The following is a 26,998-nucleotide window of genomic DNA, read 5'->3' on the forward strand; positions in this document are numbered from 1 at the left end:
CGGAACCTCTGTCCGAATCTGTCCTCATTTGAAACGGGTGAGACGGACCTGGCTGGTCTGGACGGTCAGTTCGTGTTTTGCCTCTCCCTGGCCCGCTTGATCCAGCGACGTGCCAGGACAAGATCCACAACCGGGGGGCGCCCGCTGCGCAGCTGACGTTCAAGCCGTCCGGTTCGGGTGAGCAAGTCCTGAGGGGAGGCGCCAGCGATCGCTGTCACGGTGGCCAGTCCTGCATGCATCAGCAGGGCAGCATCCTGGGGAGCCAGGTCCAACGCGCAGGCGAGATCGGCTATGCCTTGCAGCCGTCTGAGGTTGCGTGCTGATGCCCGTCCGCTGGCGGACAGTCGACTGATCTGCAGCGCATCGAGAGCCTGCAGCTGCCCCCAGGTGGTAATGCCCGAGGCAAGAAGCTGTTTCTGTTCATCGCGCAGACCCTGGGGCAGGTCCTGCAGAGGATCCTCGGGTCTCATCCGGCTCGGAAGTCGCGCACGGTTTCACCCAGAACCACCGATCGGGAAGCGCCTGCACCTGCGGGCTGCAGCTGACGCAGGCGAACGGTCACCTTCGGGCTGTAGCGGCCGCCTGGTCGCACATTCCCTGCCAATTGCTGCAGGGTCGGTTCGATCGCTTCATCTGGAAAATCGGCCTGGGCCTGAGCCACAACCAGGTCATCACCATTGTCAAAAACGATTGGTGCCCGCAGTGCACCCTCCACGCTGACGCTGGGTGTGTAGCTGAGACCGAATGCCCAGCAGCTTGCCGACAACAGCAGCGTGAAGCTGCTCACTCCTACCAGCCGGAAACGGATCCCCCAGCGGGCGATGAAAGCGATCAGGGTCAAGCCGAACAGCGCCACCCCTCCCTTGGCGAGCCAGATGCTGGAGGTGGAGAGCAATTCCTCAAGTGGCATGGGCTGGTCTGCTGGGAATGTGGTCCTTATATTGCGTCGACCTCCGGCGTATTGACGGGCATCGATGCGAGGAGGTCCAACCAGCATGCGACGTAACAGGCTCGTTCTGTCTGTTCTTGGAGGATCCCTCATCGGTGGGGGCGCGCTCTGGTTTGCGGCCGATCGCTGCGCTGCTTCACTTTTTCAGCGTGTGCGTCCAGGGATCGAGGCTCAGATTTCCAGGCCCCTCGGTCATCCCGTCAGCATCGGTCGCTATCGCGGCCTGGGTCTGCAGGGAATCGCTTTAGGACCTGTTCAGGTCGGCAAAGGTCCACTTGATCAATCGACTGCGGAGATTCAGCGCATCACCATCGGGCTCGATCCCCTGGCCACAGTGCAGCGACTCAGGCCTGTGTTGCAGGTGCGGGTCAGAGGAGCTCATCTCGAGCTTCGGCGCAATAACAAGGGTGCTTACTGGGTTCCAGGCCCCTTCCCAAAACAGGGCGACCCACCTCGAGTGGATCTGAAGGTGCGTTTCAGCAACCCTGCCAGGATCCGTATCGCTCCTGCGGGACTCAGTCTCACAGCTGCAGGTTGGAGCGGTATCCGTCTTGATGAGCACAGGGCTGATGGCGTCCTCAAGTTTGTGCTTCCAGAGAGGGGGCGCATCACCGTCAAGGCACGGGGGCGCTGGGTCCGCCCGGAGTTTGAGCTCACCACCCGACTGGAACGGATTCAGTTGGCTCGCTATCAGGGCCTGCTGCCGTCGAAGCTGCCCCTTCAGATGCGGGGGCAGCTAGGAGGCAACCTGCGCCTGGGCTGGAGTCGGGGACAAGCCAATTGCAGCGGGGGAGTGTCCCTGCAGAGAGCGGAGTTCAGCGGCCAGGCCATGGAGCACACGCTCGAGTCGCCACAGCTGCGCGTCAGTTGTCGTGGGGACGTGCTCAAAGTCACGAACAGTCGATGGGCTTACGGGCCTTACAGGGCTTCACTTGGAGGCAGCGTGCGTCTCAATCGTTCCTTTGATCTGAAGGGGGCTCTGAAGGAACTGGATCAGAACCGCAATTTGGCTTTCCAGCTGAACGGCGACTGGTATCAACCGAAATTGCGCATCAATGGGCTCTGGGCTTTGCCGGACACCATCCCGGTGGACGGACCTCTTCGACTTGGTGCTCAACTGAGTGCTGATTGGAGCGACTCCCAAAACTGGTCGGCAACACTGGATGGGCTTGACCTCAAAGCACCTGGCCTGGATGTGAAGGCCAAGGGTGCCTTGCACCCTCAGCTGAAAGTTGCGACCCAACGGCTTGATCTGGCGGGGCCCGCCTGGAAGCGCCTGCCTCTGGTCCCGTCTCTTCTCGGGACTGCAGCTCCCCTTAAAGGAGAGCTGAGATTGACCGGTGCATCATCCAAGCCGGAGCTGTCTCTCGCCATCGCTCAGGCCAGCAATCCCTTGCTGCAGGCCTGGTCGCTGCAGGCTGGCTGGACTGCGCAATCGGGATTGCTGAAGCTTGAGCAGTTCCGCAGTCCTGATCTCACCGCCCGCGCCCGGATGCCGCTCAGCCTCGGTGCAGGTGGTCTGAAAACCGGGCCACTGGAGGCCGATCTGCGTCTTGAGTCCTACCCCCTGAAGCGGCTGGGACCTCTTCTGGGTACGGAAATGGATGGAACGATTGCGGCATCCGGGCGGGTGCAGGGCCCTCTTGATGCACTGCGGCCTGATCTGCGTCTTGCAGTGAATCATCCGCGGGCGGGTGCTGTGCGTCTGATGGAGGACTGGAGTGGAACCTTCCTCGGTCGCTCCGGTGGAGGCGGGGTGCTGTCGATGGCGTCGGTTGGAGCGGTCATTGCGGGATCACTTGAGGCCCGGCTAGGTGCGAACTGGCTTCCCAGCGAAGTGATGCTGCGCCGTCGCAAGGGGGATCTGCAGCTCAGAGGAACGCCGGCTGCTTACCAATGGACAGCCAATGACCTGACGGTCGATGGACTTGAACTGGCCCTTCCTCCCAGGCAACGCTGGGAAGGGGTGTATGGCCGCTTGAGTGGTGAGGGCACTCTTGGGCTGCAACCGCTCGCCATGACAGGCGATCTGAGCATCAAACGTCCTGGAATCATGGGGCTGCAGCTTCAGCAGATTCTGCTCACCGGCCGTTATTCGGATCGTCGTTACGCGATCACGGGCGAGTTGCTGCCACCGGATACGGGCCAGATCACAGTGGATGCCGAAGGACGGGTTGATGGTCCTTTCAAGGGTGAGGCCGTGGCGAGGGGACTGAGCGCTCGCTGGCTCAGCAACAGTGCCCTAAGCCTGCCCAGGCTCAATCAGGATGCTCCTTTGGAGCAGGGCTCAGCGGCAGATCTGGGCACGCTGCTGGTGAATACATTCGGCGGCAATCTGGACGGGCAACTTCAGGCCTTGCGTGACGCCCGGAAAGCCCTGCTGCAGGCACGGCAGGAGAACCGTGACCGTGAACCCTTCCGGCTTGAGGATCTCCGCGGTCAGGTGGATGCGGTGATCGATCTGACCGGTCCTCGGATCAGTCGTCTCAACCTTGATCTCAATGCCCGGGGGCATCTCTGGATCGAAGGTGATGATGCGGATTACGCCTTGCAAGTGAAACCCTTCACCGCACGGATAGAAGGTCCACTTCAGGGAGGAGAGGGGCAGTTCTCCTTTGCCCATCTGCCCTTCAGCCTCCTGGCACTGGTTGCACCCGTCCCGAGGTCACTGATGGGAGCACTTGGCATGAGCGGCACTTATCGACTCGATGGCTCCAAGGCAGCGATTAGCAGTGAGTTGGTGCTCGAAGATGCGCGCCTCGGCCCCAACCCGATTGCGCTCAAACGCGGCCAGGTGCTGCTGAGTGATCAGGCTCTCAAGCTCGACCTTGCTCTTGTTTCCGAAACCTCTACAGAGCCAGTGACCGTTACCGGGAGGATTCCATTTGCGGCTGATCAGCCACTCGATGTCCGGATCGTGAGTCTTGGCGATGGCCTGAAGTTCCTGACAGGACTCACCAATGACACCGTGTCTTGGGAGAAGGGTGATGCGGATCTTCGCCTGTTGCTCGGTGGCACTCTGCGAGCGCCGAAGGCCAATGGCTACATCGTGATCAAGGAGGCTGCGTTCAAGGCTCAGGGCCAGAGCCTTGCCAAAGTCAATGGCTCCATGGTCTTCGACTTTGACCGCTTGGAAGTGCAGTCGCTGAAGGGTCGTTTCGGCTCTGGTGGTCAGCTCGAGGGAAGTGGTGCCTTAGCGCTTCTGCGCCCCAATCCTGAGCCCAAGCCCCTGCGAATCCAGCTCGAAAAGGCTCGCCTGAAGCTTCCCAATGCTGATGTGAACGTCGGCGCTGACCTGATGATTACCGGAGCTGTGGTGAATCCACAGATCGGCGGAATTCTCGAGGTCAGTGATGGAGCGATTCGGCCTGGTCGCTCAGTGCTCTCCCGCGTCAGGAACCCACTGGCTCAGAAAACAGACTCCACAAAGGCGTTCTCCACCGAGGCCGCTTCCGTTGATGAACTCCTGGAGGAAAAGTGGGACTTCAAAGAGCCACTGGTTCTCCGGGGTGCTGATGTTGAGGCGGAGACGAGCCGCTCGATCAAGGCGTCTTTGCCCAAGCTGCCCTTCATCGGATTCCGCGACCTGCGCGTCACGCTTGGTCCCAAGCTGAGAGTTGAGATGCAACCGTGGTACAACTTCACCACAGCGGGGCTTCTCAACCTCAACGGGGCTCTGGATCCCAGCCTGGAACTGCGGGGAGTTGTTCAACTGCTGTCCGGTCGGGTGACCATGTTCACCACGACTTTCAACCTTGATCGTGCTGCCCCAAATGTCGCGGTCTTCACCCCGTCGCTCGGGCTGATCCCCTACGTGGATATCGCCATGGTCACGCGGGTCTCCGACAACGTGACCACCAACGACGACGACAACGCCTTCTCCAAATCCATATTCGATACCAACGGTCTTGGCAATCTCGGTGCCGGAGGAGAGCTCCGCCTCATCAAGGTGATGCTCTCGGCCAGCGGACCGGCCGACCGTCTGTCTCAGAGCATCCGTCTGCGCAGCACACCATCTCTTCCCCAGCCGCAGCTGCTGGCTCTGATCGGCGGCAACTCACTGGCTGGTCTATCGGGAGCTGGCGCCGGTGCCGCTCTGGCCGCTGTTCTGGGGCAGTCGCTGTTGTCTCCGGTCCTCGGGACGCTCTCGGATTCGTTCAGCCAGAGGCTGCAGTTTGCCCTCTATCCGACCTACGTCTCCACCATTGTTCAGAATGAAAAGGATCGTGTTTCTGGACAGGTCCCCCCCCAGCTCGCCCTCGTGACCGAAGTGGGTGTTGCCATCACTGAACGCTTCGACTTCTCGGTGCTGGCTGCTCCCAATCGCAACGACATCCCGTCGCAGGGCACCGTGACGTATCAGATCAATCCGAACCTGAGTCTGTCCGGATCGGTTGATAGTCAGGGCACCTGGCAGAGCCAGCTGCAGCTTTTCATGCGGTTTTGATCGATGGCTCAATCGAGTGCTGATCGGTGCGTTCTGGGTGTGGATCTCGGTGGAACCGCGATCAAGCTCGGTCTGTTCAGCCTTAAAGGGGATCTACTGGCGGACCACCAGCGTCCAACGCCTCAACCCGCCACACCTGGATCAGTTTGTGTGGAGATCGTTGACGCGATCGGAAGCCTCGATCCCCATAACCTGGCTTCGGTGGTCGGGATTGGCCTGCCGGGTCCGATGGATGCCCAAGCGCGAGTGGCCCGCGTCTGCATCAATCTGCCGGGCTGGGAGGAGGTTCCACTGGCTGCGTGGCTTGAACCACGCCTGCAGCGAAGGGTCACCCTCGCCAATGACGGGAACTGCGCTCTCGTGGGTGAGGCCTGGAAAGGCGCGGCCCTGGGCTGCAGTGATGTGGTGTTGCTGACTCTTGGAACCGGTGTTGGCGGAGGGGTGATGCTCGGTGGCCAGTTATTCACAGGTCACAACGGAGCCGCCGCGGAACCGGGGCTGATCACGCTGTTTCCTGATGGACCTGAGTGCAACAGCGGCAACAGGGGGTCGCTGGAGCAGTTTGCGAGTATCGCCGGCTTGAAGCGGCTAAGTGGCACTGAGCCGTCCTCACTGGCCCTGGCCGCATCCAGTGGGGATGCTCAGGCCAGGGCGCACTGGGAGCGCTACGGCCAGCTTCTCGGCACAGGCATCAGCTCGCTCGTTTACCTTTTCACGCCGCAGCTGGTGCTGGTTGGGGGGGGACTGGCTGGGGCCAGTGAGCATTTCCTGCCTGCGGTGCGTCATGAGGTGGCCACCCGTGTTCAGGCGGTGAGTCGCGAGGGCCTACAGATCAAGGCGTGTGCACTAGGCAATGGCGCGGGGCGTCTGGGCGCCGCACGCCTGGCGATTCAGCGGCTGTTGCCTTCAGCGTCTCCCCAGGCGGGATGATGGAAGTCGTTCTCAATGTTGCCCGTGCAGGCCGTTCCAGACCCCTCCCCGGAGCTTCTGTCTGTGGCGGTGAGCCTGCGCCGTGCCGCCACCAATCTGGGCCTGACCAGCGATGACCAGCGTCGGCAGGCGCTGCTGGCCATGGCGGAGTCACTCCGTGCGCACACCGGCGCCATCGTTGCCGCGAACCGTACTGACCGTGAGAACGCCGAGTACAACGGGCTGGCTCCGGCACTGATGGCCCGTCTCAAGCTCGATGAAGTCAAGCTTGAAGGAGCAATCACCGGGGTGCGACAGCTGGCAGAGCTTGCTGATCCCCTCGGCCGACGTCAGTTGCACCGGGAGCTTGATGACGGTCTTGTGCTTGAACGCGTCAGCGTCCCTCTCGGGGTCGTCGGTGTGATTTTCGAGGCCCGACCGGATGCTGTAATCCAGATTGCCTCACTGGCGATCCGGTCCGGTAACGGGGCGATCCTCAAGGGTGGACGTGAAGCCGAGTGCACCAACAAGGCAGTCATGGCAGCACTGCAGGAGGGACTCGCGGCCACCTCGGTCGCTCCCGAGGCCCTCGCTCTGCTCACCACCCGTGAAGACAGCCTTGCAATGCTGCGCCTTGAGGGATTGGTGGATCTGATTATCCCCAGGGGCAGTAACGAACTGGTGCGCTTCATTCAGGACAACACCCGCATTCCCGTGCTCGGCCATGCCGATGGGATCTGTCATCTGTATGTGGATGCCGAGGCGGACGCTGATCAGGCTGTGACCATTGCCCTGGACAGCAAGGTGCAGTATCCGGCTGCCTGCAATGCAATCGAGACCCTGCTGGTGCATGCCGATATCGCCGGCACTTTCCTGGAGAAGGCCATCCCCGCCTTCCAGTCGGCAGGTGTGCGGCTGCTCGGCGATCCAGGCGCCTGTGCACTTGGGATCAGTGAGGCCGCGGCTGATGAGGACTGGAGCACGGAATACCTGGCCTTGACCCTGTCCGTTCGTCTTGTGGACGATCTCGATGCAGCTCTTGAACACATCCGTCGCTATGGCTCACGCCATACCGAGGCGATCGCAACCCATAACCTCTCCACTGCGGAGCGATTCCTTCGCTCAGTCGACAGCTCCGGTGTCTATCACAACTGTTCCACTCGATTTGCCGACGGCTTCCGCTATGGATTCGGCGCAGAAGTGGGCATCAGTACGCAGACTTTGCCTCCAAGAGGTCCCGTGGGCTTGGAGGGACTGGTGACCTATCGCTATCGATTGCGTGGTGACGGCCACATCGCTGCCGACTATGCATCGGGTGCGCGTCGCTTCAGCCATGTGGATCTGGAGGGATGAGCAACGTCACCCATTTCCTGGACATCATCAGAGTCGACAATCTCCGACTCTGGGCCCATGTCGGGGTCCTCGACCATGAGCGTGAACATGGTCAGTGGTTCCGTGTTGATCTGGAGTTGCATCTTGATCTGAGCCAGTCGGCCACTGCTGATTCACTGGCGGCCACCGCTGATTACAGCCTGGGAGTGCAGGCTCTGCAGCGCCTTGCTGCCGAGATCCGCTGCCATACCCTCGAACATTTCAGTGAGCGCATGTTTGAAGAGCTTGAGGGGATCTATGGGGCTTTGCCGATCCATCTTCGGCTGAGCAAATGTCATGCTCCGATTCCAGGTTTCGCGGGTACGGTGAGCCTTGAGCGCTGGCGCCGTAAGCCGTTCTGATATGACCACCACGGTGCCTTCTTCATCACGGCGACCGCTGGTCCTTGTCCATGGCCTCTGGGATACGCCGCATCTGTTTCGGCGATTGGTCCGTCGATTGGAGGTGCATGACGTTCCACTGCTCGTGCCCCATCTTCCGCACCGCCTGGGGGCTGTTCCTCTGCGTACCCTGGCGGAGCAGCTCGACGTTCACATCCGTGAGCGCTGGGGTGACGACATGGAGGTGGACCTGCTTGGTTTTTCGATGGGCGGCATCATCGGGCGTGTCTGGCTGCAGCAGCTGGGTGGTGCAAAACGCACCCATCGATTTGTCAGTGTTGGCAGTCCTCAGCGGGGAACTGTCACGGCTCAATGGATTCCCTCATGGCTTTGCGCCGGGCTGGCCGACATGAAACGAGGCAGTCCTCTGTTGCGTTCTCTCAACGCTGATCTGCAGACGCTCAAGGGATTGGACTGCGTCAGTTATTACTGTCGCTGGGATTTGATGGTTTTCCCGGGGTGGCAGGCCCATCTGCCAATAGGACTCGTGAGCAGTGTTCCTGTATTCACCCATCAGCAGTTGATGTCGCATCCCCGATCGCTTGATGTTTTGCTGAGAACGCTTCTGAGTGACTGATTGGTGCGCGAACAGTGACATGTTCTGTGCTGATGGGCACACTTTGGATGTCATCCATGTCCTGCCGCGCATGTGTTTTTCGGCTTCGGCAAGTTTCACGGCATCAGCAGTGCTCGTTCCTCTCGGTCTTTATTCGCATCATCTGGCCACGAGTCATGAGCGGCCTGATTACAAACCTCTCGCTCTGGTGCCGTTCTTCTTTGGGGTTCAGCAATTTGTCGAGGGTCTGGAATGGACTGCGATCGACCGTGGCGGCATCGAGCCCCTCGCAACGATCGGTGGGCTCGGTTTTCTCTTCTTCGCCTATTGCTTCTGGATGATCTGGATCCCGTGGAGCGCATGGTCCGTCAGCCGAAGTACGGACTCCAAGGGATTGCAACGACGTTTGAAATGGGTCGCGATTGTGGCCACTGTTCTCGGCATCGCCTTCTATCTGCCGATGCTCTTCAACCCGCCGGCGATTCAACCAGCGGTTCACAGCAATGGTCGACTTCTCTACAACATTTCCGATCTGCACAGCATCCTGCACAACTTCGTGAATACGGAACCGATCGGTGAACTGGTGTACTGGGCCTTCATTGTTTTGCCGTTGATTGCCCTCAGTGACAAAGCAGTAAAGCTGTTTGGTGTGCTCATTTTCGTGTCGATCTTCCTCACCTGGGCCACTTACAGCGCGACTTTCAATTCGGTCTGGTGTTTCTACTGCGCCGTGCTCTCGATCGTTGTGATCTGGATCGTTAATCGTCCCCATCTGCGTCAGGCCTGAAGCCGATGGCTGACCAGCTGTTGGCATTTCTGGAGTCCATGGGCCAGGTTCTGCTGGCCATGGATACCGGCGTCGGACTGCTGATCGGCGTTGGATTCTCGATGTCTGCCTCGCATCTGTTCGCGTTGCTCGCCAATCGACTGACGCCGATGCAGATCCTGATGCACATGATCGTGGATGCTCTGGTGCTCAGTCTGGCTTTTCTGCTCGGAATCCTCTGCCACAGCCTGATGCTGATGCTTCTCGAAGGTGTTCCTTTGCAACCGATCACCTTCGCCAATCGCATGGGTGCCGCCATGTGGCCAGGTTTGTTTTATGTGCTGGCGGCGGCTCCTTATGTGAGCGATCTGATTGCAGTGACCCTGCTGGCCTGGATCCATCTCAATGTGATGTTGCTGCTTCAGGCGGTTTACAACATCCCCCTGGAGACGAGCCTGGTGGTGGCTCTGCCTGGATTTGTGCTCGCGCTGCTGCTGGTGGGCTTGCTGTTTGCTCAGCGCTGGCGCACGAGCTACGCCATGCTCGCTACAGAGGTGTCAGCCCTGACGTCGCCATGACAGGGTCTCCCCACGCAGAAACTCAAGCAGCTGTCCAGCATCAACGTCGTCGTCTTCGGCATGTGCGCCGTTGGCTGGTGGTGGCGCTGGTCTGTGTCGCCATGCTCGGCCTGCTTGGTCTGACCGCTGTGCGTCGCGATGCGACCTCCCTGCTGCAACCGGAATCGCTGCTGGAGCTGCTCACCTGGTTCGGGATCGTGCTGGTGGTGGTGGTCGCACTGGTTGGTGTCTATTCGGTGATGGTGGATTTCGTCTTCTGGGAAGGCTGGATGCATGGTCTTCCAGATCCCAGCCACCTTTTTGCGTCGGGCAGCGAGGGCTCTGATCGGCATCGTCACTATGTCGTCTATCTCGATGGCATTCATCAGAGTGAAGAGAGTCATCCACCGCGTGTGAGCGATTTCCTCAGCTGTCTGCAGGAGTCGATTGCGGATGACACGATGCTGGTGAAAGGGATCGAGGCCTACACGATCACCAATGTTGGACTGCGCTCGACCACTTTCGCCGGCTGGTTCTGGCAGCGCCTGTTCGCCCTCCAGGAGCATCACCCCAATGGTCTGGTTCGCTTCATCTGCGCCTTCTGCGTGCAGGCCAACAACGTGATCAAGGTTGGAATCTCCTCGGATCGCCGTTATGGCCCTGTGATGAACTACGAGTTGGCATTGAAGATCGCCCGTCGTCTCGATGCGATCGGCTTCCGTCCCCATCAGGCTTCTCGCATCGTCCTCGTCGGTTACAGCGGAGGTGGAGAGATGGCGATTGGAACGGCTGAGATTCTGCAGCAGCTCTGTCGTGTGAGGGTTCAGGTGATCACGGTCTGTGGCGTCTTCAGCGGCAACGGCGCGCTCGAGTCTGTCAATGATGTGGCCATGGTGTTGGGCAGCCGAGATCCCGTGGCGGCTCTGGGGCGGATCGCTTACCCCGGTCGTTTGCCCCTGCTTCCACTCACCAACTGGAATCGCTGGCAACGTCATCACACGCTGCAGCGCTACATGATCGAGGGGATGAGTCACAACGGCTCATCCGGTCCATTCTCTACTGCTTTCCGCGGCTCGGTTGTCGAGGCCATCTGCCAGGAACTGGAGCGTTCGGCGCTCAGTCCTCCGCTGAGAGCTCTCCGTTAAGAGCGCGCACCAGCGCGAAAGGGCTGTGTCTTGGCTGGCTTGCTTTCAACCTGCGATGAGCCTCAGGTCGAGACTGGTTGTCGTGAAAGAGGTCCTGGGGCAGCTGGTCCAGGGCGAGGCGGTAGCGGTTCACGCTGTCGTCGGTCGCTTGCAGACCAGCGTCCAGTTGATGTTGCAACTGGCGGTGCAGTCGCTGACGCCACAGGTCTCCGAGCGTCAGCGGGAACAGATTGGTTGTGCCCGTGATGGCCTGCTCCAGCAGGGCTGTGGAATCGATGCAGAACCCCAGCGCTCCGTATCCGCCCATATGAAGATGGCTGAACTGGGCTTCGCTGTTGTGCACTGCCGCCATGAGCTCACAGAGGTCGAGGGTTTCGCCCAGCTGTTCGCCTCTGAGTTCGGTGGGTTGATAGGCAACGGTGCCATTGCTCCGGTCGTTCTGCCATGGACGATGTAGCTCATTGAGGGCCGCCCAGCCATTCAGTCCTTCAACGCCCTGGTAGTACTGCAACAACAGCGGTGAGCCGCTGGGAGGCTGCAGTTCCATTTCCAAGGAGGAGTGGGGCATCAGTGCCTGGATCTCTTCGCCTGTTGCATCGACCAGAGCGGTCCGATAAGGCACCGCAAGGGGAATCTGCAGCCATTGCTCCTCCACGCGAGTGCTGGCACCGAGGCCGAAACTGGCCACACTCGTGCGAATCCGAGCGCAAGACTGCCATCCCTGGCTGTTCAGATGATTCAACAGCTCACGGCCACTGCTGACGCTTTCGAATCTGAATGGTTCGGATGCAGTCCCTGCTCTCGGCAGTCGGTTACTCCCCAGCACATTGAGGATCTGAGCCAGCAGACGGTTGCGCAGTCGTTCAGCTTCTGTCTGCACATTGGGGAGTCCGCGGTTGCTCCAGGTCAGAACCCCGCCCATGGCACTGATCTTCGCCAAAGTTCCTGAGGACTTCTTCGGCATCACCGGCAATTCCTCCACGGCTTCCGCCGTCATCGACCAGAGCGCCTCGAGGGTTTGCGGCAGGTCCAGGTTTTGTTCAGCGCTGACTTTGACCGTTCGCTGGCACCAGCGCTCAAGGGCATTGATGGCTGAGGATTTGGAGACTGCGGGCAACATGTGCTGTAGGTCATCGGCCAGGGTTGCTAACAGCAGTGGACTGACCAGATTGTTTTCCAGCAGGCTCCCCAGGCTGCGCAGATGCTCCGGCAGGCTGGCGCTCTGTCCGCGCCAGCGGCGAGGAAGCATCAGTAACAGCGGGATCAAACGTTGATGGTGAAGATCGCTGAGCAGCTCTTTGATAAACGCATCACGACTGATGCCGCGTCGCAAGCTGCTTTGCTCCAGTGCTTCATCCAGCGCGATCAGAGGCGCGAGATCAGTGCCATCGTCAGTGCAATGGCCCCAGGTTGCACTGAGCCTGAGCAGATTGTCTGCCATGGCTCAGGCCTCAATCTGATCAGGACGCCGAGACCGCCAGACCCGTATGGCGGATGAGCGCAGCGCTGGTGGCGTCCCTGCCGCGGAAGCGTCGATAGACCTCGGCAGGCCGCAGACTGCCACCAAGGCTGAGGACCGTATTGCGGAAACGTTCCCCTGTGGCGGCGACGTCATCGTCTTTCTCCAGACCCACTTCCTCAAAGGCAGCAAATGCATCGGCGCTGAGCACCTCGGCCCATTTGTAGGAGTAATAGCCAGCGGCGTATCCGCCGGCAAAGATGTGGCCGAATGCGCAGAGGAAGCGGTCTTCCTCCACCGGTTGCAGCACGCTGGTGGTTTCAGCGATGCGGCGACGGAACGCATCCGGGCTGATCTTCAGATCCGGGGTCCATTGGCTGTGGAGGCGCAGATCTGTCAGGGCGAAATGCACCTGCCGAAGCGTGCCATTCCCCTGCATGAAGGTGCGGCTGCTGCAGAGCTTCTGATAATCGGCCTCCGGTAGTGGCTCTCCCGTCTGCCAGTGGCGGGCCATCCCCATCAGGGTGCTTCGATCGAGACACCAGTTCTCCATGAACTGGCTGGGAAGCTCCACGGCGTCCCATTCCACGTTGTTGATGCCAGCCGCTTCCGGATGCTCAACCGTGGTGAGCATGTGCTGGAGGCCGTGACCAAATTCATGGAAGAGGGTTTCCACCTCCTCGAAGCTCATCAGGCTGGGCGTGTCGCCTGAAGGAGGTGTCTGATTGCAGATCAGGTATGCCACCGGCAGGGTGAGATCACCGTCGGCATTGCGCTGACGGCTCAGGCACTCATCCATCCATGCACCGCCGCGTTTGCTGGCAGGACGGCTGAAAGGGTCCAGATAAAAGGCCGCCAGATGCTCACCGCTGCAGTCCATCACTCGGAAGAAGCGCACATCCTCATGCCAGATGGGCGCCTCACCGTCTGCGGGCTTGATACGGATGCTGAACAGGCGTTCGCAGAGGCCGAACAGCCCCTCGAGCACCTGGGGGAGCGGGAACCAGGGACGCAGGGCTTCCTGATCGAGATCAAAACGTTCGCGTCTGAGCTGTTCCGCCCAGTGGGTCACATCCCACGGGGCCAGTGCATCGGCTTCGGCGGCACCATGACTCAGGGCGCATTCACGCAGTTCCTGGAGCTCGTTCTGAGCCACAGGCATCGCCGAGGATCTCAGCTCTTCCAGCAGTGACTCAACAGCTGAAACATCATCCGCCATCTTGGAGGCAAGGCTGAGCTCCGCCCAGTTGGCATACCCGAGCCGTGATGCCTGCTCACGCCGCAGCTGCAGGATTTCCTCGATCAGCGGTGCGTTATCCAGATCGCCATGGCTGGCTCTGCTCACGTGTGCTTTGTAAAGGGTCTCGCGCAGGTTTCGGTCCTTGGCGTGGGTGATGACCGGGATGTAACGCGGCATGTCCAGACCCAGACGCCAGGGACCTTCGGCAGCGGTTGGTGCTGAACCGTCAGTTGACTGATCCCCGGCTTCAGCTGCAGCTGCAGCGAGAATTGCCAGGGCACGGTCGGGAACTCCCTGAAGCTGTTCACGATTGTGGATCACCAGATTCCATGTCTGCGTGGCATCCAGCACGTGATTGCTGAAACTGGTCGAGAGAGCGGCGAGCCGCTCACTTGTGCTGTTGAAATCAGCTTGCTCAGCCCCTTTCAGGCCCACTCCGCGATGCTGCATCGAGAGAAGCTCAGCGTCGAGGATGCGTGTTTGTGTGCCGTCCAGCGGTTGAGCGGGGGATGTTTTCAGTCTGCTGAGCGCTTCGTGCAGAACCTGGCTCTGGCCGAGGCGATTGCTGAAGCGCACCACCTCGGGTTGCTGTTTCGCATGGGCCTCACGCAGCTCTGGAGTGTTGCGGACACCGGTGAGATGACTCACTACTCCCCAGCTCCAGCGCAACCGTTCACCAAGCTGATGCAGGCTGGGCATCAGCTCGTCCCAGCTCAGCGGTGAGGCCGCGGCGAGGCGCTGCTGCAGCGATGTTTCCAGAGTTTTTAGCTGATCGTTCAGCGTGGTCAGCAAGACAGGAATTTCCTTGTTGACCTGCTCAGCGTCGATGGCCTCAAAGCGAGGAAGACCTTTGCCGCGCAGCAGTTCTGGGGTACTCATGGGTGATCAGCCGGTGGGGAGAAGGGCGCGGGCAGCAACAACCGTGTGACTTGCCAGATCGGAGGCAAGGGCATCGGTGGATGCTTCATAGAGATCCATGGCGATCCGAGGCCAGAAACCGATCACCAGTGTTGGAACAAGCAGGGTGAGTCCGATCACCGCTTCCCGAGGGCGCATGTCCTTCACGAAAGCGAGTGCGGGAATGCGTGGTCCGAAAAACACTCTCCGGCACATGGACAACAGGTAGATGGGAGTGAGGACGAGCCCGATGGCCGCAAGCACGATGGTCGTGACTCTGAAAAAGGTGGTGAAGCTTTCCTGACTGGTGATGCCGAGGAACACTGTGATTTCGCTGATGAAGCCGCTCATGCCCGGTAGGGCCAGTGAGGCTAGGGAGCTGGCAAGGAAAAAAGCGAATGTGATCGGCAGCGCCTTGGCCAGGCCTCCCATGTTGGGGATCGAGAGGGTCTTGGTGCGTTCGTAGAAGCAACCCGTGACGAAGAACATCGCTGCCGCGATCAGACCATGGCTGATCATCTGCAGCATGGCTCCACTCAGGCCGAGAGCATCGACGGCGCCGATCCCCACCAGCACGAAGCCCATGTGACTGACTGAGCTGCAGGCGATCCTGCGCTTCACATTGTCCTGGGCAAAGGCGTTGAGAGCGCCATAAACGATGTTGACAATTCCGAGAATGATCAGAGCTGGTGCAAGCACCAAATGGGCTTCCGGCAGCATCTGCACGTTGAAGCGCAGCAGCGCGTAACCGCCCATCTTGAGCAGAACACCTGCAAGCAGCATGGAGACTGGAGCATTCGCTTCACCGTGGGCATCCGGAAGCCAGGTGTGCAGCGGGAAAATCGGCAATTTCACACCGAATCCCACCAGGAAGCCCAGGTAGCAGAGCAGGCCGAAGCTGCCTCCGGGAGAGCGCTGGGCCATCTCAGTCATGTTGAGGCTGAAGCTGTCACCGGAATTGGCGATGGCCAGTCCACTGATCAGGATCAACAGAGATGCCAGCGCTGTGTAGAGAATGAATTTGGTTGCCGCGTACTGACGGTTCTGACCGCCCCAGATGGCAATCAGCAGGTACACCGGCACCAGTTCCAGCTCCCAGGCCAGGAAGAACAGCAGGAAGTCCTGGGACAGAAACACCAGGGCCTGTGCTGAGGCCTGGACAAGCAGAAGTGCGAAATAGAGCCTCGATTTATGGGTGATATTCCAACTGGCGGCAACGGTCAGCAGCGTGACCAGACCGCTGAGCACAACAAGTGGAGCTGACAGTCCGTCCGCTCCAAGGGACCACTCCAGGCCGATGGCTGGCACCCAACTGACCCGTTCCACCAGCTGGAGTTGACTCTCCAGCGGGTCGTAGTGACGGCTGAACGCCACGATCATCAGGCCGAGATCCGCCAGCAGGACGGCAATCGTGAGATTGCGTGGGATCGGTGAAGTGTTCTGATCTTCCCCTGGGAGAAGCGGCATCAACAGCGCTGCTGCTGCAGGAAGCAGCACGATCAGCGAAAGCCAGGGGAACCCTGCGTCGGACGCAGCCGTCAGCGGCAGGTTGGCGTCCATAAGACTCCCCAGATTGTGATTGAACTTATCAGCTCCGAGGCCTCTCCTGAGTACTTCTACCCAGCTCTGAGCTCAGCCTGCGTCCTTGGGCTGCCAGTGACTGCCTGCTGTTTGCAGGCTGAGCAGCGGTGCGCGACTGGCAACTCCCACGGATTCCCATGCCTTCACCATCGCCTGGCTGACGGCTGCACCATGCTCTTCGCAACAGAGAGCCAGAATGCTTGGGCCGGCACCACTGATGGCGCATCCCCAGGCTCCTGCAGCAAGCGCGGCTTCCTTGACTTCCTGTCCGCCCTTGATCAATCGCCAGCGATAGGGCTCATGCAGCCTGTCGTGCATTCCATCTGCGATCAGGTCGCCATTCCCTGTGCGCAATCCCTGGAGCAGTAGAGTCAGTGCCCCCAGATTGACCACCGCATCGCTGATCGGCACAGCCTTGGGCATCGCACGACGGGCTTCACTGGTGCTCAGTCGTATCGCTGGAATCGCCACAACGGCCTTGACGCTGTTCATCCATTCGCAGCGCACAACCCGCCAGCGTTGTGAGGCGGCCTTGGCCGTCATGCAGAGGCCGCCGAGCAGTGAGGGAACGACATTGTCGGGATGCCCTTCGATATCGATCGCAAGCTCCAGCAGTTTTTCCCGACTCAGAGGCTCTCCCACCAGCGCGTTGGCTCCTACAAGCCCTGCCACGATTGCCGTGGCGCTGCTGCCCAGTCCTCTTGCTGGAGGCACGGCGAGACGTACTCTTGCCTCAAGAGCAACTGGTTCTTCTCCGGCCGCTTTCCAGACGCGTTGAGCAGCTCTGTACACGAGATTTTCAGCACCGCCTCGCAGGTGAGATCCCTCCTGTCCCTCGATGATCAGCTCAAAACGTTCTCCATGGCCCTCGATGCGCCGCATCGTGAAGCGATTGTTGAGATCCAGTGCGGCGCCAAGGCAGTCAAAGCCTGGCCCGATGTTGGCGGTGGTGGCTGGTACATCCACCACCACGGTCTGGCCTATGCGCGGCTGCGCCATCCCTGCTGCTCTGCTCAGGCCAGTGTCCCACCCGACTCCAAAAGATCACGTGCACGGCAAGCCGCGCTGAACAATCCGGCTTCCGGATCAATGACCGCACGGATGGTCATTCCCTCGATCAGAGATCGAAATCGTCCTTTGGACCGCAATGGCTCAAGAAATTGCCTGGAACCCAGTCCATCCAGGTTTTTCGGGGCCGTTCCCCCTCCGATCCAGAGACCTCCGATACAGAGCTCCTGAAGCGCCAGGTCACCAGCGACGGATCCATAGGCTCCCAGCCAGAGTTTCATGGCTTCGCCAGCGAGGTGATCACCGTTTGCGGCTGCTTTGCCTGTGCAGGACGGGAGATCTTGATAGCCGGGTTGATCGGCAGACAGGGTGCGCCAGGCGTGGGCGTGAGCCATCAGAAAATGCTCGATCCCCGACTGACGATGGAGCAGCCAATTCATCACATGCCCCAGTCCTGTGCCACTGACAATCCGCTCGATGGACAACCGTGGCAGTCCAAGGTCCTGCTTCAGCCACTGAGCTAATTCCCATTCCGCCTCGTTGCGCGGTGCAAATTCCCTGTGCCCGCCTTCGCTGGGTATGGCAAGCCAGCCGCTCGGGGTGGGTAGTCCGCGCGCCATGCCGAGGCCGGTTCCCGCACCGAGAATGGCCACAGGTCCGTTTTCGGCACCGGCAGGTGCGGGGGTCGAACGGTCGCGTCCAATCTGCAACACGACCTGTTGCTCGTGACTGAAATGGGAAAGCCCATGGATCAGTACAGCGAAGTCATTGACCAGCTCCAGGTGTTGCAAACCCGTTGCAGCGGATAAGGACGTCTGACTCATCTGCCAGGGCAGATTGGTGAGCTTCGCGCTGCCCTGATGCACAGGCCCGGCAACGGCAATGCAGCTGGTGTTTGGCCTTGGCAGCTCGGCAGGTGTCTGATCCAGAAAGTGCTTGAGCATCGACTCGAGATCGTGCCAATCCGCTGATTTGTAGCGGTGGCTGTGCTCTTTCTTGAGCTGCCCATCAATCTCCCTGTAGATGCTCAGGAGTGTCTTTGTGCCTCCAAGATCGCCTGCCAGGTAGGTCTTGGCTGCCATGGCTGCGGATCAAGCCTGCTGTCTTCAGGCTGGAGCTCACGCCGAAGCTCGGCAACCAATTGGGATCACCCAGCTCAAGGATGGAGAAGCCTCAGTTGGTCGACTCGAAGAAATCCAGGGGCAGCGGCCCCCAGGTCACGCTTGGCTCGGTGTTGTCATAGCCGTGACCGCTGATCAGGATTCCTTCCCCGAGACCATGCTCGATGCGCATTCTGGCGGTCAATGTCTGTTGGTTGGCCTTGAGATAAACCGGTCCATCCAGTGCGGGATCAGCGATGAGCTCGTGAGCGGCCCAGCCCTGATGTTGTTCAAGCTGGCGAAGTGATTCGACAGCCTGATCAGCCGTTAACGCCATTATTCCAGCTGTGAACCATCGATAAAGAGTCATTTGTTCCTGAAGATCTGGAATTAATAAGGCCCTCTCATTCGCACTGAGTATTGGTGCAGTCCTTAACCGGTTTAAGTCACTCAGCTTCATGAATCCACTGCTTTGACAAGAGGATCTTCTGATTTATTGTTGTTCGCGTTATTGCAGTAATCGATCAATTCGTTGACAGATATTTCCCCAAGATCACCATTTTTTCTGCTTCGAAGGCTGACTGTGTTGTTTTCGGCTTCTTTGGCTCCGATCACTGCCAACACAGGGATTTTGGATTTTTCTCCATTGCGGATTAATTTGCCAAGGCGCTCCCCTGATTCATCGACCGTGGCGGAAATACCCTGATTGAGTAACTGTTTCTGGACCGTTTCAGAGAAGTTTCTCGCATCATCACTCACTGGAAGGATTCTGATTTGTTCTGGTGCAAGCCAGAACGGGAATTCACCGGCATAGTTTTCAATCAGGATGCCGATGAAGCGTTCGAAACTGCCGAGAACTGCTCTGTGAAGCATCACGGGTGTATGGCGTAATCCATCTTCCCCAATGAAGCTTGCATCGAGACGGTCAGGCATTGAGAAGTCGACCTGGATTGTTCCGCACTGCCATACCCTTCCTAAGCAGTCTTGTAAAGAGAATTCGATTTTGGGGCCATAGAAAGCTCCTTCTCCTGGATACAACTCCCATTCCAGGTTTTTATTGTCTAGTGCCTCTTGGAGTGCTTTTTCGGATTTGTCCCAGACTTCGTCGCTGCCCACTCTCTTTTCAGGGCGTGTAGATAATTTGATTGAAATTGTGTCAAATCCAAGTGTTTTGTAGACGTCAAATACAAGGTCGATGAAGTTAGAAACCTCGGACTGAACTTGGTCTTCTGAGCAAAAAATATGCCCATCATCCTGAACGAAGTTTCTGACCCTCATCAATCCATGAAGTGTTCCTGATGGCTCGTTTCTGTGGCATGAGCCAAATTCGGAAAGTCTGACTGGCAAGTCTTTATAACTACGTAATCCCTGGTTGAAGATTTGAACATGACACGGGCAGTTCATTGGCTTAACCGCGTAGTCTCTGTTTTCAGAGGAGGTTGTGAACATGTCTTCTTTAAACTTGTCCCAATGCCCTGATTTCTCCCACAAGGTTCTGTCAACAATCTGAGGAGTGCTGATTTCTTGGTAGCCAGCTTCTCTTAGTCGTCTTCGGATGAATTGTTGGAGCTTTTGATAGATAGCCCATCCCGGTGGGTGCCAGAACACCATTCCTGGTGCATTGTCCTGGATGTGAAACAGCGAGAGCTGACGACCGAGGCGTCGGTGATCTCTTTTTTCGGCTTCTTCGAGCTGTTTTAAGTGCGATTTGAGTTCTTTCTCTGTACTCCAGGCAGTTCCATAGATTCTTTGGAGCATCTGGTTTTTGGAGTCACCTCTCCAATAAGCACCAGATACCTTCATTAATTTGAAATGTCGCAAGTGTCTTGTATTGGGGACATGAGGCCCGCGGCACATGTCTGTGTATTCCTCATGGTGATAGAGCTTGATTGTCTCGCCATCGGGAATTTCTTCAACAATTTCCAGTTTGTATGGCTCTTCTCTGGATTCGAATGCTTGTTTTGCCTGGTTGCGATTCACTACCTCAACATTCACTTCGTAGTCTTTTGCAATCAGCTCTTTCATTCGCTGTTCTATGGCTTCTAAGTCTTCCGGGGTGAAGGGTTTGTCATAGGCAATGTCATAATAAAATCCGTCTTTAATGACAGGACCAATTGCCATACGAGCTTCTGGGTAAAGCTGTTTGACCGCATGTCCTACGAGATGAGCAAATGAATGTCTTATGATGTCAATTCCTTCAGCATCTTTTGCTGTTAACAGACGTAGGTCAACATCCTTTTCGATAGGCATAGCCATATCCAAGGATTCACCGTCAACGACTCCTGCGACAGCTGCTTTTGCCAGTCCGGGGCCGATTGATGCAGCGACGTCTGCGATGGTGACTGGCCCGTCAAAACTTTTGGTGGTTCCGTTTGGAAGAGTGACGACGGGCATGGATGCTTGAGTCCTGAGATCTGATCGATGGCTGTTGCCGCAGCTGACAGCCACGAACATCCTATTAGTGGATGTACGCTCGCAAAAGAATGAGGCTCGTTTCACTTGTCCTCTGATGCTGAAGGTGGTGACTTGCTGAGGTCACTCCTCGCTTCATTGCTTGCTGATTTCGACCACTGGTTTACCAGGGGTCAGTCAATACTTGAGCAATGTCCCGACAGTGTTCTCGCGTCCGGTGATCGTCTGGATTTGGCCGAACGTCTCGCTGACGGAAAGCGTTCGATCGCTGCCACCCGCTCTCTGTTGAAGGCCGCATCCGAGCCTGTCGCCGTCTCGATGAAAGCGATGGCTCCCTGGCATCAGCTGGTGATGGAGGTCTGGGCTCTTTCGGCCCGTGTTTCGCGTTCCTCAGGATGAGCTTTCCGCTTGTGGCTCTTGGCTGCACGTCGCCCAACAGGATGCGGTGATGGCGCTATCCGCTGCTGGGCAAGGGTTTCTCTGCCGTTGTCAGCTGAAGCGCCTTCAGGCGCCCCGACGCAGCTGACTCAGATTGGTCACATAGAAGGCCACCAGTTCGGCATGGCTTTTCACGGGTTGTCCGTAGGCGCTTTGGCCGGCATGGGTTGGAAACGAAGCCCATTCCGGTGCGAGCCGATTCATTGCAGCTTTGGTGAGGCCATTGCGATCGATCTCCTGCAAGGCGCCACGCTTTTTAACGAGATGCAGCGCTGCCTGGTCCTGGTGCTCAGGGGCGAAGCTGGGCAGGTCAAGTCTGTGGGCGACTTCCTGCCAGGTGGTGGGGAGGAACTGATAAGCCCCTGCTGCGGCGCTGGTATATCGCTTGACGACCACACGTTCGGGATGGCGAGAGAGGTCCTGAAACTGGCCTCCTCCGTAAAGGATGCGGTAGCCGAGATCCTTGCCGTCTTTCCAGGTGCCTTCAGCAAAGCGAATGGTGTTAAGCAGTGCACGACGTTCAGGGGTGATCGCGTAATGCGATGCGGGCTGGCCGGAGAGGGCCGCATCGCTGATGTTGTCCGCCGTGGTGTTCGCGGATCGCTGCGGCTTCAGTGCCTCGGCAACCATGCGGTTCTGCTGATTGCGTTCGCTGGAGCGCTCAGCCTGCAGGCTCTGTCCCAGGAAAAGCGCCAATCCCATTCCGATCGAGCCAAGACCGATGGCTTTTGGAGCGGCCTGGACAAGGGGTTGGATCCGTTGGGTGAATCGATGCAGCAACCGAGTTAACTCCAAACAAAGGAGCCGCCACCTTCGTCAATGCCATGGCTTGATGGCGAGGGCCTCGAGCGCTCTCTTGACGCGTTGCCGTTGATATGCCTAGGCAGAAAAGCTCAGTCAAATCTCGGCGCTGGACTCGCGAGACCGGCCTGATGGAGCGCAACCCATCAAGTGCGTGTCCTTTGATGCGCTTGGTGCTCTCATCAGGCTTTAAGTATTAGCGAATCTTTTTAATTGATTTGGAACTGATTAGCTGGCACTGAGGAAACCCATGGCTTCTCGCGTCCGCCTGACAGTGGAGCAAGCCACGGCACCAGCCCGCTCGCGGCCTTGCTGCAGGACCATCTCCAGTTGAGCGCGGTCGTCCATCAGCAGGCGGTAACGCTCCTGAATGGGCTCGAGAGCAGCAATCGTGGCCTCCGCCAGCAGCGGTTTGAACTGGCCCCAGCCCATCTCAACGCACTCCTTGGACACGGCGTCTCGTCCCTTGCCGCTGAGGATGGCGTAAAGCCCCAGCAGGTTGTCGGTCTCGGGGCGATCGGGGTTGTCAAATTCAAGACCACGCTCAGGGTCTGTTTTGGCCCGTTTGATTTTCTTGGCAATCAGTTCGGGTGGGTCAAGCAGGGTGATGCGGCTTCCCTCATTGGGATCGCTCTTGCTCATCTTGCTGCGGCCATCCGTCAGGCTCATGACCCTGGCGCCTTCCTTGAGGATGAGTGGTTTGGGAACCTTGAGCAACGGGGTCTCAGCCTTGCCGAAGCGGGCATTGATGCGCTGTTGAGCGATGTCACGGGCCAGTTCCAGGTGTTGCTTCTGGTCTTCGCCGACCGGAACCAGATCAGCGTCATATAAAAGGATGTCCGCTGCCATCAGCACGGGATAGTCGAGCAGGCCCACAGACACGTTGTCGCCTTGTTTGACCGCCTTTTCCTTGAACTGGATCATCCTTTCCAGCCAATTCAGAGGTGTGACGCAGTTCAGCAGCCAGCAGAGCTCGCTGTGGGCGGCCACCTGGCTCTGAACAAAAACAGTTGAGTGCTTCGGATCCAGGCCGCAGGCCAGATACAGCGCTGCTGTGCTGAGAGTGTCCTGGGCTAAGCGATCGGGGTCATGGGGAACGGTGATGGCATGCAGGTCGACCACACAGAAAAAGGTGTCGTGATCCTTCTGCAGATCAACCCAGTTGCGGATCGCTCCCAGCCAGTTGCCCAGATGAAGGGCGCCCGTCGGCTGGACGCCCGAAAGAACACGAGGCAGCCCCATCAATCAGGCCTCTGCTGTGCTGTCCTGGTTTGCGCCGTCATCTCCTGCCGGTTGTTGAGAAGTTGAGTCCGCTTCTGCAGGAGCTGCTGTTTCGGCAACCTCTTCAGGCTCCGGTTCAGGAGCGGGGGGCTGGGGCTTGGCCGGGCGCGCGAAGGGATCCGGTCGGGAACCGCGACCTCCCTCTCCACGGCCCTCACGGCGTCCGCCACGGTCATCATCACGACGGCCACCACCACGGCTGCCCTGGTTGCCCTGGGCACGTTGCTGAGCCACCAGCTCCTCCAGCTTCCCCTCCTCGAGCATCTGACCGAGTGTGCGCACTGCGAAGCCAAGAACGGCAACGGTTGAGCGAAGATTGAAGGCCTCCTGGAGAGCTCTTGCGGAGCGCATTTCGTTGTCGCTCAGTCTGATTCTGAAGCCACCGCCTTCACGGTTGCCCTGGCCGCGACCTCCGCGGCCTCCACGACGGCCATCGCGGCCGTTGTCACCTTGTCCGCCCTGATGGCGGGAATCGCTGTAGGAATCAGTCATGGCCTGGGGCCTGGAGTCAGGCGCAAGTGTGACGCATCACCGCGCTTCTGACAGTGACCCGCACCGTTTCAAACAGCTTTGCTGAGATTGTTGCGATCGAGACCTGATCCTTCCCCCCTTGCAGGGTTCGGGTGGGGCAGGCAGAACCGAGTTGTTGATCGATTGCAGGCTGTGGATTCTCTGGGCTGTATCACTGGAGGTGAGCTAAGAAGGCCTGATCTGGAGGATCCCAGTGCAGTACCCGGTGCAATTGATCCGCTCCCTGTCGCTGGGTGATGGAACCATGACATCCGGTTTGATCAGACGTGTTCTGCTGTCAGTGGGCGTGATCGGAACCGGTCAGTGGCTTCTGTCGGATGTGCTGCACATTCCTGGTGGTGGGCTGGGCATTGCTGTTGCTGCTACTGGCCTGTGGTGGTTGTCCAGGCCTCCGAAGCCATCCGGTTTCCGTGAGCCGACATCCTTGAAAGCTTGGATCGAGCGCTGTGAGCGGGTGCTGAACCAATTCGCGGAGCTTGAGGAGGTGTTGGGACTGCAGGGATTGCGCTCCTCCCGTGAAACTGAGCTGCGGCGAATCGAAGGCTTTGATGCGCCGCTCACTCTCGGTGTTGTGGCGACTGAGGGATCCGATCTGCCCGCCACTGATCAGTTGCAGCAGGCTTTGGTGGGCGTGAGCTCTCTCGATCTCTGCCTGGCCAATCCATTGCCGGTGACATCCACCTCCTGGTGCTGGCCTGACGACCTTCAGGAGCTGGATGTGCTGCTGCATGTGTTGTCCCTGCCTCTGCGAGCTGCTGACCTGCTCTGGTTGGATCAGCTGCCTGCGGATCGTCCGGTTTGGCTGCTGCTGCGATCCTCAGCCGGCAAATCTGCCGATGACCATCTGGAGGCTTTGCGCTGTCAGTTGCCGGAGCGATGGCATCAGTGGCTGCTCCCCTGGTCCGGTCAAGCCATCGAACTGCGCGGTGTGCTCCAGCCGGTTCGCCAACAGCTGATGCGTTCGGAACGGGTGCGACAGGGCACCCGTCAACGACTGCTCAGCAATCTGCATCGGCGCTGGCAAGCCGACCTTGAAACACTGCGAAGAGAGAGATTCCGCCTGCTGCTGCAGCGCAGTCAGTGGATTGTCGCTGGCGTTGTCATCGCTTCGCCTGTTCCCTCTGTTGATCTGTTGGCTGTTGCCGTGGGCAATGGCCTGATGGTGAAGGAGATGGCCACGATCTGGAGCTGTCCCTGGAGTGCCGAGGTGCTGCAGGTGGTCGCCCGGCAGCTGGGCAGCGCCGCCCTGGCTCAGGGTGTTGTGGAGCTGAGCGGGCAGGCGCTGCTTGGACTGGCCAAGCTTGACGGGGCCAGCTGGATCGCCGCAGGTGCCATGCAGGGATTGAGCGCTGCTTACCTGACCCGGGTGGTGGGCGTTTCCCTGGCCGACTGGATGGCGTTGAACGCCGGCGTCGCTGAGCCCGATCTGGAGGAGCTCAAGCGACAGGCTCCGCTGCTGGTTGCGCGTGCTGCAGAGCAGGAGCGCCTCAACCTTGCTGGATTTGCTCGGCAGGCCCGTGAATGGATCGAGGAACGCAACAGCTGCACAACGGCATGATTCAGACGACCCGAGCCTCTTCATTCAACTTGCTTCAAGTTTGTTCATGAAGCCTTCATGAAGTCGTCATGAATCAATGCTGCGAGTTGACTCGAATGATGTGATTGCCAGGCCATCAGTCGACATTTCCATAGCCTTGGTTCGAATCTTGGCCGACCTATTGGAAAGCCTGGTTCAAATCCGTTCTCATTCCTTTCATGGCTACTGCAATCCGCAGCGGGCGCCGCGGCAGTTGGGAAAATTTCTGTCAGTGGGTCACCGACACCAATAACCGCATTTATGTGGGTTGGTTCGGTGTGCTGATGATTCCCTGTCTGCTTGCAGCCACCGTCTGCTTCATCATCGCCTTCATCGCCGCTCCCGCGGTGGACATCGACGGCATCCGTGAGCCCGTCGCCGGCTCCCTGATCTACGGCAACAACATCATCTCCGGTGCTGTTGTGCCCTCCTCGAACGCCATCGGCCTTCATTTCTATCCCATCTGGGAAGCGGCTTCTCTCGACGAGTGGCTGTACAACGGCGGTCCCTACCAGCTGGTTGTCTTCCACTTCCTGATCGGTATCTCCGCCTACATGGGGCGTCAGTGGGAACTCTCCTACCGCCTCGGCATGCGGCCCTGGATCTGCGTTGCCTACAGCGCACCGCTGTCTGCAGCCTTCGCTGTGTTCCTGGTGTACCCCTTCGGTCAGGGTTCCTTCTCTGACGGCATGCCCCTGGGCATCTCCGGCACCTTCAACTTCATGTTGGTGTTCCAGGCCGAGCACAACATCCTGATGCACCCCTTCCACATGCTTGGTGTGGCTGGCGTCTTCGGTGGTTCACTTTTCTCCGCCATGCACGGTTCACTGGTGACCTCCTCCTTGGTTCGCGAAACCACTGAGAACGATTCACTGAACTACGGCTACAAGTTCGGCCAAGAGGAAGAGACCTACAACATCGTGGCTGCCCACGGTTACTTCGGTCGCCTGATCTTCCAATACGCCTCCTTCAACAACAGCCGTAGCCTGCACTTTTTCCTGGCTGCCTGGCCCGTTGTCGGCATCTGGTTCACCTCCATGGGCATCAGCACCATGGCGTTCAACCTGAACGGTTTCAACTTCAACCAGTCTGTCCTCGATGGTCAGGGCCGTGTTATCAACACCTGGGCGGATGTACTGAACCGCGCCAACCTCGGCATGGAAGTGATGCACGAGCGCAACGCTCACAACTTCCCCCTCGACCTGGCTGCTGCTGAGTCCACTCCTGTGGCTCTGCAAGCTCCCGCCATCGGCTGAGGCTGAAGTCTCCAAGAGATTCAGCTTTAGCTGAATCGGAAAGCCCCCTCTCACGAGGGGGCTTTTTGCTGACTTGCTGTGAGATCAGTGACCGGCAATCAGTGATCATTGCTGATGTGACAGGCGGAACAAAGATTGTTTTGATCTATGGAATGGATTAACGAATTAGCCGTTAACTCGTCGGTGATCTTTTTTTATGGATACTTGACTGATGTTAATTGTATGGATTGTTGTTTGAAATAGTAGTTATTGTGGGAACATTGACTGTGGTCTGTGCCTTGTCTTCGATCTTTTAACGTCGCTTTTGACATGCTTGA

General features: G+C 58.7%; 23 protein-coding genes. 11 read left to right on the plus strand and 12 right to left on the minus strand.

The annotated features are described in order from the left end of the window. Positions 1–65: 65 nt before the first annotated feature. Positions 66–470 carry a DUF4332 domain-containing protein gene (locus SIB58_RS03485; protein ID WP_066908328.1) on the minus strand — a complete coding sequence of 135 codons (405 nt, stop codon included), beginning with the start codon at positions 468–470 and terminating at the stop codon, positions 66–68. Beyond that, complete coding sequence (locus tag SIB58_RS03490) at positions 467–910, minus strand: Ycf51 family protein (protein WP_066908325.1); 444 nt, start codon at positions 908–910, stop codon at positions 467–469. The genes SIB58_RS03485 and SIB58_RS03490 overlap by 4 nt, the downstream gene beginning before the upstream one ends. An 85-nt stretch (positions 911–995) precedes the next feature. Here SIB58_RS03490 and SIB58_RS03495 point away from each other — a divergent pair, with 85 nt between their 5' ends. The 8 genes from SIB58_RS03495 to SIB58_RS03530 all read left to right on the plus strand — a co-directional run bounded on the left by SIB58_RS03495 (position 996) and on the right by SIB58_RS03530 (position 11,101). Beyond that, positions 996–5,396: a translocation/assembly module TamB domain-containing protein gene (locus SIB58_RS03495; RefSeq protein ID WP_231857098.1), complete on the plus strand. Its 4,401-nt coding sequence runs from the start codon at positions 996–998 to the stop codon at positions 5,394–5,396. 3 nt (positions 5,397–5,399) lie between these two features. Further along, positions 5,400–6,326 carry an ROK family protein gene (locus SIB58_RS03500; protein WP_066908320.1) on the plus strand — a complete coding sequence of 309 codons (927 nt, stop codon included), beginning with the start codon at positions 5,400–5,402 and terminating at the stop codon, positions 6,324–6,326. A 15-nt stretch (positions 6,327–6,341) separates the two neighbouring features. Further along, the gene (locus SIB58_RS03505; protein ID WP_066908316.1) at positions 6,342–7,658 is read left to right on the plus strand and encodes a glutamate-5-semialdehyde dehydrogenase; all 1,317 of its coding nucleotides are present in this window, start codon (positions 6,342–6,344) and stop codon (positions 7,656–7,658) included. Next, a complete protein-coding gene (gene folB, locus SIB58_RS03510; RefSeq protein WP_197461130.1) occupies positions 7,655–8,038 on the plus strand; it encodes a dihydroneopterin aldolase in 384 nt (127 codons plus the stop codon). Before SIB58_RS03505 ends, folB begins: the two co-directional genes overlap by 4 nt. Position 8,039: 1 nt before the next feature. Then, positions 8,040–8,654, plus strand: coding sequence for an esterase/lipase family protein (locus tag SIB58_RS03515; RefSeq protein WP_066908313.1), 615 nt, complete (start codon positions 8,040–8,042; stop codon positions 8,652–8,654). A 70-nt stretch (positions 8,655–8,724) separates the two neighbouring features. Then, the gene (locus tag SIB58_RS03520) at positions 8,725–9,420 is read left to right on the plus strand and encodes a DUF6629 family protein (RefSeq protein ID WP_066908468.1); all 696 of its coding nucleotides are present in this window, start codon (positions 8,725–8,727) and stop codon (positions 9,418–9,420) included. Positions 9,421–9,425: 5 nt separating this feature from the next. Beyond that, positions 9,426–9,977 carry a hypothetical protein gene (locus tag SIB58_RS03525; RefSeq protein ID WP_066908310.1) on the plus strand — a complete coding sequence of 184 codons (552 nt, stop codon included), beginning with the start codon at positions 9,426–9,428 and terminating at the stop codon, positions 9,975–9,977. Continuing rightward, positions 9,974–11,101, plus strand: a complete 1,128-nt coding sequence (locus tag SIB58_RS03530) for an alpha/beta hydrolase (protein WP_066908307.1) — start codon at positions 9,974–9,976, stop codon at positions 11,099–11,101. Before SIB58_RS03525 ends, SIB58_RS03530 begins: the two co-directional genes overlap by 4 nt. On the opposite strand, the gene SIB58_RS03535 is transcribed toward SIB58_RS03530, so the two are convergent. The 7 genes from SIB58_RS03535 to thrS all read right to left on the minus strand — a co-directional run bounded on the left by SIB58_RS03535 (position 11,073) and on the right by thrS (position 20,780). Continuing rightward, on the minus strand, positions 11,073–12,542 hold the full coding sequence (locus tag SIB58_RS03535) for an ArgR family transcriptional regulator (RefSeq protein WP_066908304.1): 1,470 nt from the start codon (positions 12,540–12,542) through the stop codon (positions 11,073–11,075). The genes SIB58_RS03530 and SIB58_RS03535 overlap by 29 nt on opposite strands. Positions 12,543–12,561: 19 nt before the next feature. Further along, entirely contained in the window at positions 12,562–14,679 is a 2,118-nt protein-coding gene (locus tag SIB58_RS03540; protein ID WP_066908301.1) for a M3 family metallopeptidase, read from the minus strand. A 6-nt stretch (positions 14,680–14,685) separates the two neighbouring features. After that, the gene (locus tag SIB58_RS03545; RefSeq protein WP_066908298.1) at positions 14,686–16,257 is read right to left on the minus strand and encodes an NAD(P)H-quinone oxidoreductase subunit 4; all 1,572 of its coding nucleotides are present in this window, start codon (positions 16,255–16,257) and stop codon (positions 14,686–14,688) included. A gap of 72 nt (positions 16,258–16,329) precedes the next feature. Further along, on the minus strand, positions 16,330–17,277 hold the full coding sequence (gene thrB / locus SIB58_RS03550; protein ID WP_066908295.1) for a homoserine kinase: 948 nt from the start codon (positions 17,275–17,277) through the stop codon (positions 16,330–16,332). A gap of 14 nt (positions 17,278–17,291) precedes the next feature. Next, positions 17,292–18,368 (minus strand): glucokinase, encoded by a 1,077-nt coding sequence (locus SIB58_RS03555; protein ID WP_066908292.1) that lies wholly within the window; start codon positions 18,366–18,368, stop codon positions 17,292–17,294. Between the two features lie 91 nt (positions 18,369–18,459). After that, a complete protein-coding gene (locus tag SIB58_RS03560) occupies positions 18,460–18,846 on the minus strand; it encodes a DUF1824 family protein (protein ID WP_066908289.1) in 387 nt (128 codons plus the stop codon). Further along, a complete protein-coding gene (gene thrS, locus SIB58_RS03565) occupies positions 18,843–20,780 on the minus strand; it encodes a threonine--tRNA ligase (RefSeq protein ID WP_066908286.1) in 1,938 nt (645 codons plus the stop codon). Before thrS ends, SIB58_RS03560 begins: the two co-directional genes overlap by 4 nt. A 105-nt stretch (positions 20,781–20,885) precedes the next feature. Between thrS and SIB58_RS03570 the strand changes: the two genes are divergently transcribed. Then, positions 20,886–21,197: a DUF2605 domain-containing protein gene (locus tag SIB58_RS03570; RefSeq protein ID WP_066908283.1), complete on the plus strand. Its 312-nt coding sequence runs from the start codon at positions 20,886–20,888 to the stop codon at positions 21,195–21,197. 105 nt (positions 21,198–21,302) lie between these two features. Here SIB58_RS03570 and SIB58_RS03575 read toward each other — a convergent pair whose 3' ends face one another. From SIB58_RS03575 to SIB58_RS03585, 3 genes are all read right to left on the minus strand, one after another. Next, entirely contained in the window at positions 21,303–22,016 is a 714-nt protein-coding gene (locus SIB58_RS03575; RefSeq protein ID WP_066908280.1) for a glycoside hydrolase family 104 protein, read from the minus strand. 249 nt (positions 22,017–22,265) lie between these two features. Beyond that, positions 22,266–23,279 carry a tryptophan--tRNA ligase gene (trpS, locus tag SIB58_RS03580; RefSeq protein ID WP_066908277.1) on the minus strand — a complete coding sequence of 338 codons (1,014 nt, stop codon included), beginning with the start codon at positions 23,277–23,279 and terminating at the stop codon, positions 22,266–22,268. Between the two features lie 3 nt (positions 23,280–23,282). Continuing rightward, complete coding sequence (locus tag SIB58_RS03585; protein ID WP_066908274.1) at positions 23,283–23,810, minus strand: hypothetical protein; 528 nt, start codon at positions 23,808–23,810, stop codon at positions 23,283–23,285. A 283-nt stretch (positions 23,811–24,093) separates the two neighbouring features. Between SIB58_RS03585 and SIB58_RS03590 the strand changes: the two genes are divergently transcribed. Beyond that, positions 24,094–25,407: a YcjF family protein gene (locus SIB58_RS03590; RefSeq protein ID WP_067326359.1), complete on the plus strand. Its 1,314-nt coding sequence runs from the start codon at positions 24,094–24,096 to the stop codon at positions 25,405–25,407. A 197-nt stretch (positions 25,408–25,604) separates the two neighbouring features. After that, positions 25,605–26,681 carry a photosystem II q(b) protein gene (psbA, locus tag SIB58_RS03595; protein ID WP_066908271.1) on the plus strand — a complete coding sequence of 359 codons (1,077 nt, stop codon included), beginning with the start codon at positions 25,605–25,607 and terminating at the stop codon, positions 26,679–26,681. Positions 26,682–26,998 lie beyond the last annotated feature (317 nt).

This window comes from Synechococcus sp. MIT S9504, assembly GCF_047497135.1.
Lineage (GTDB): Bacteria > Cyanobacteriota > Cyanobacteriia > PCC-6307 > Cyanobiaceae > Synechococcus_C.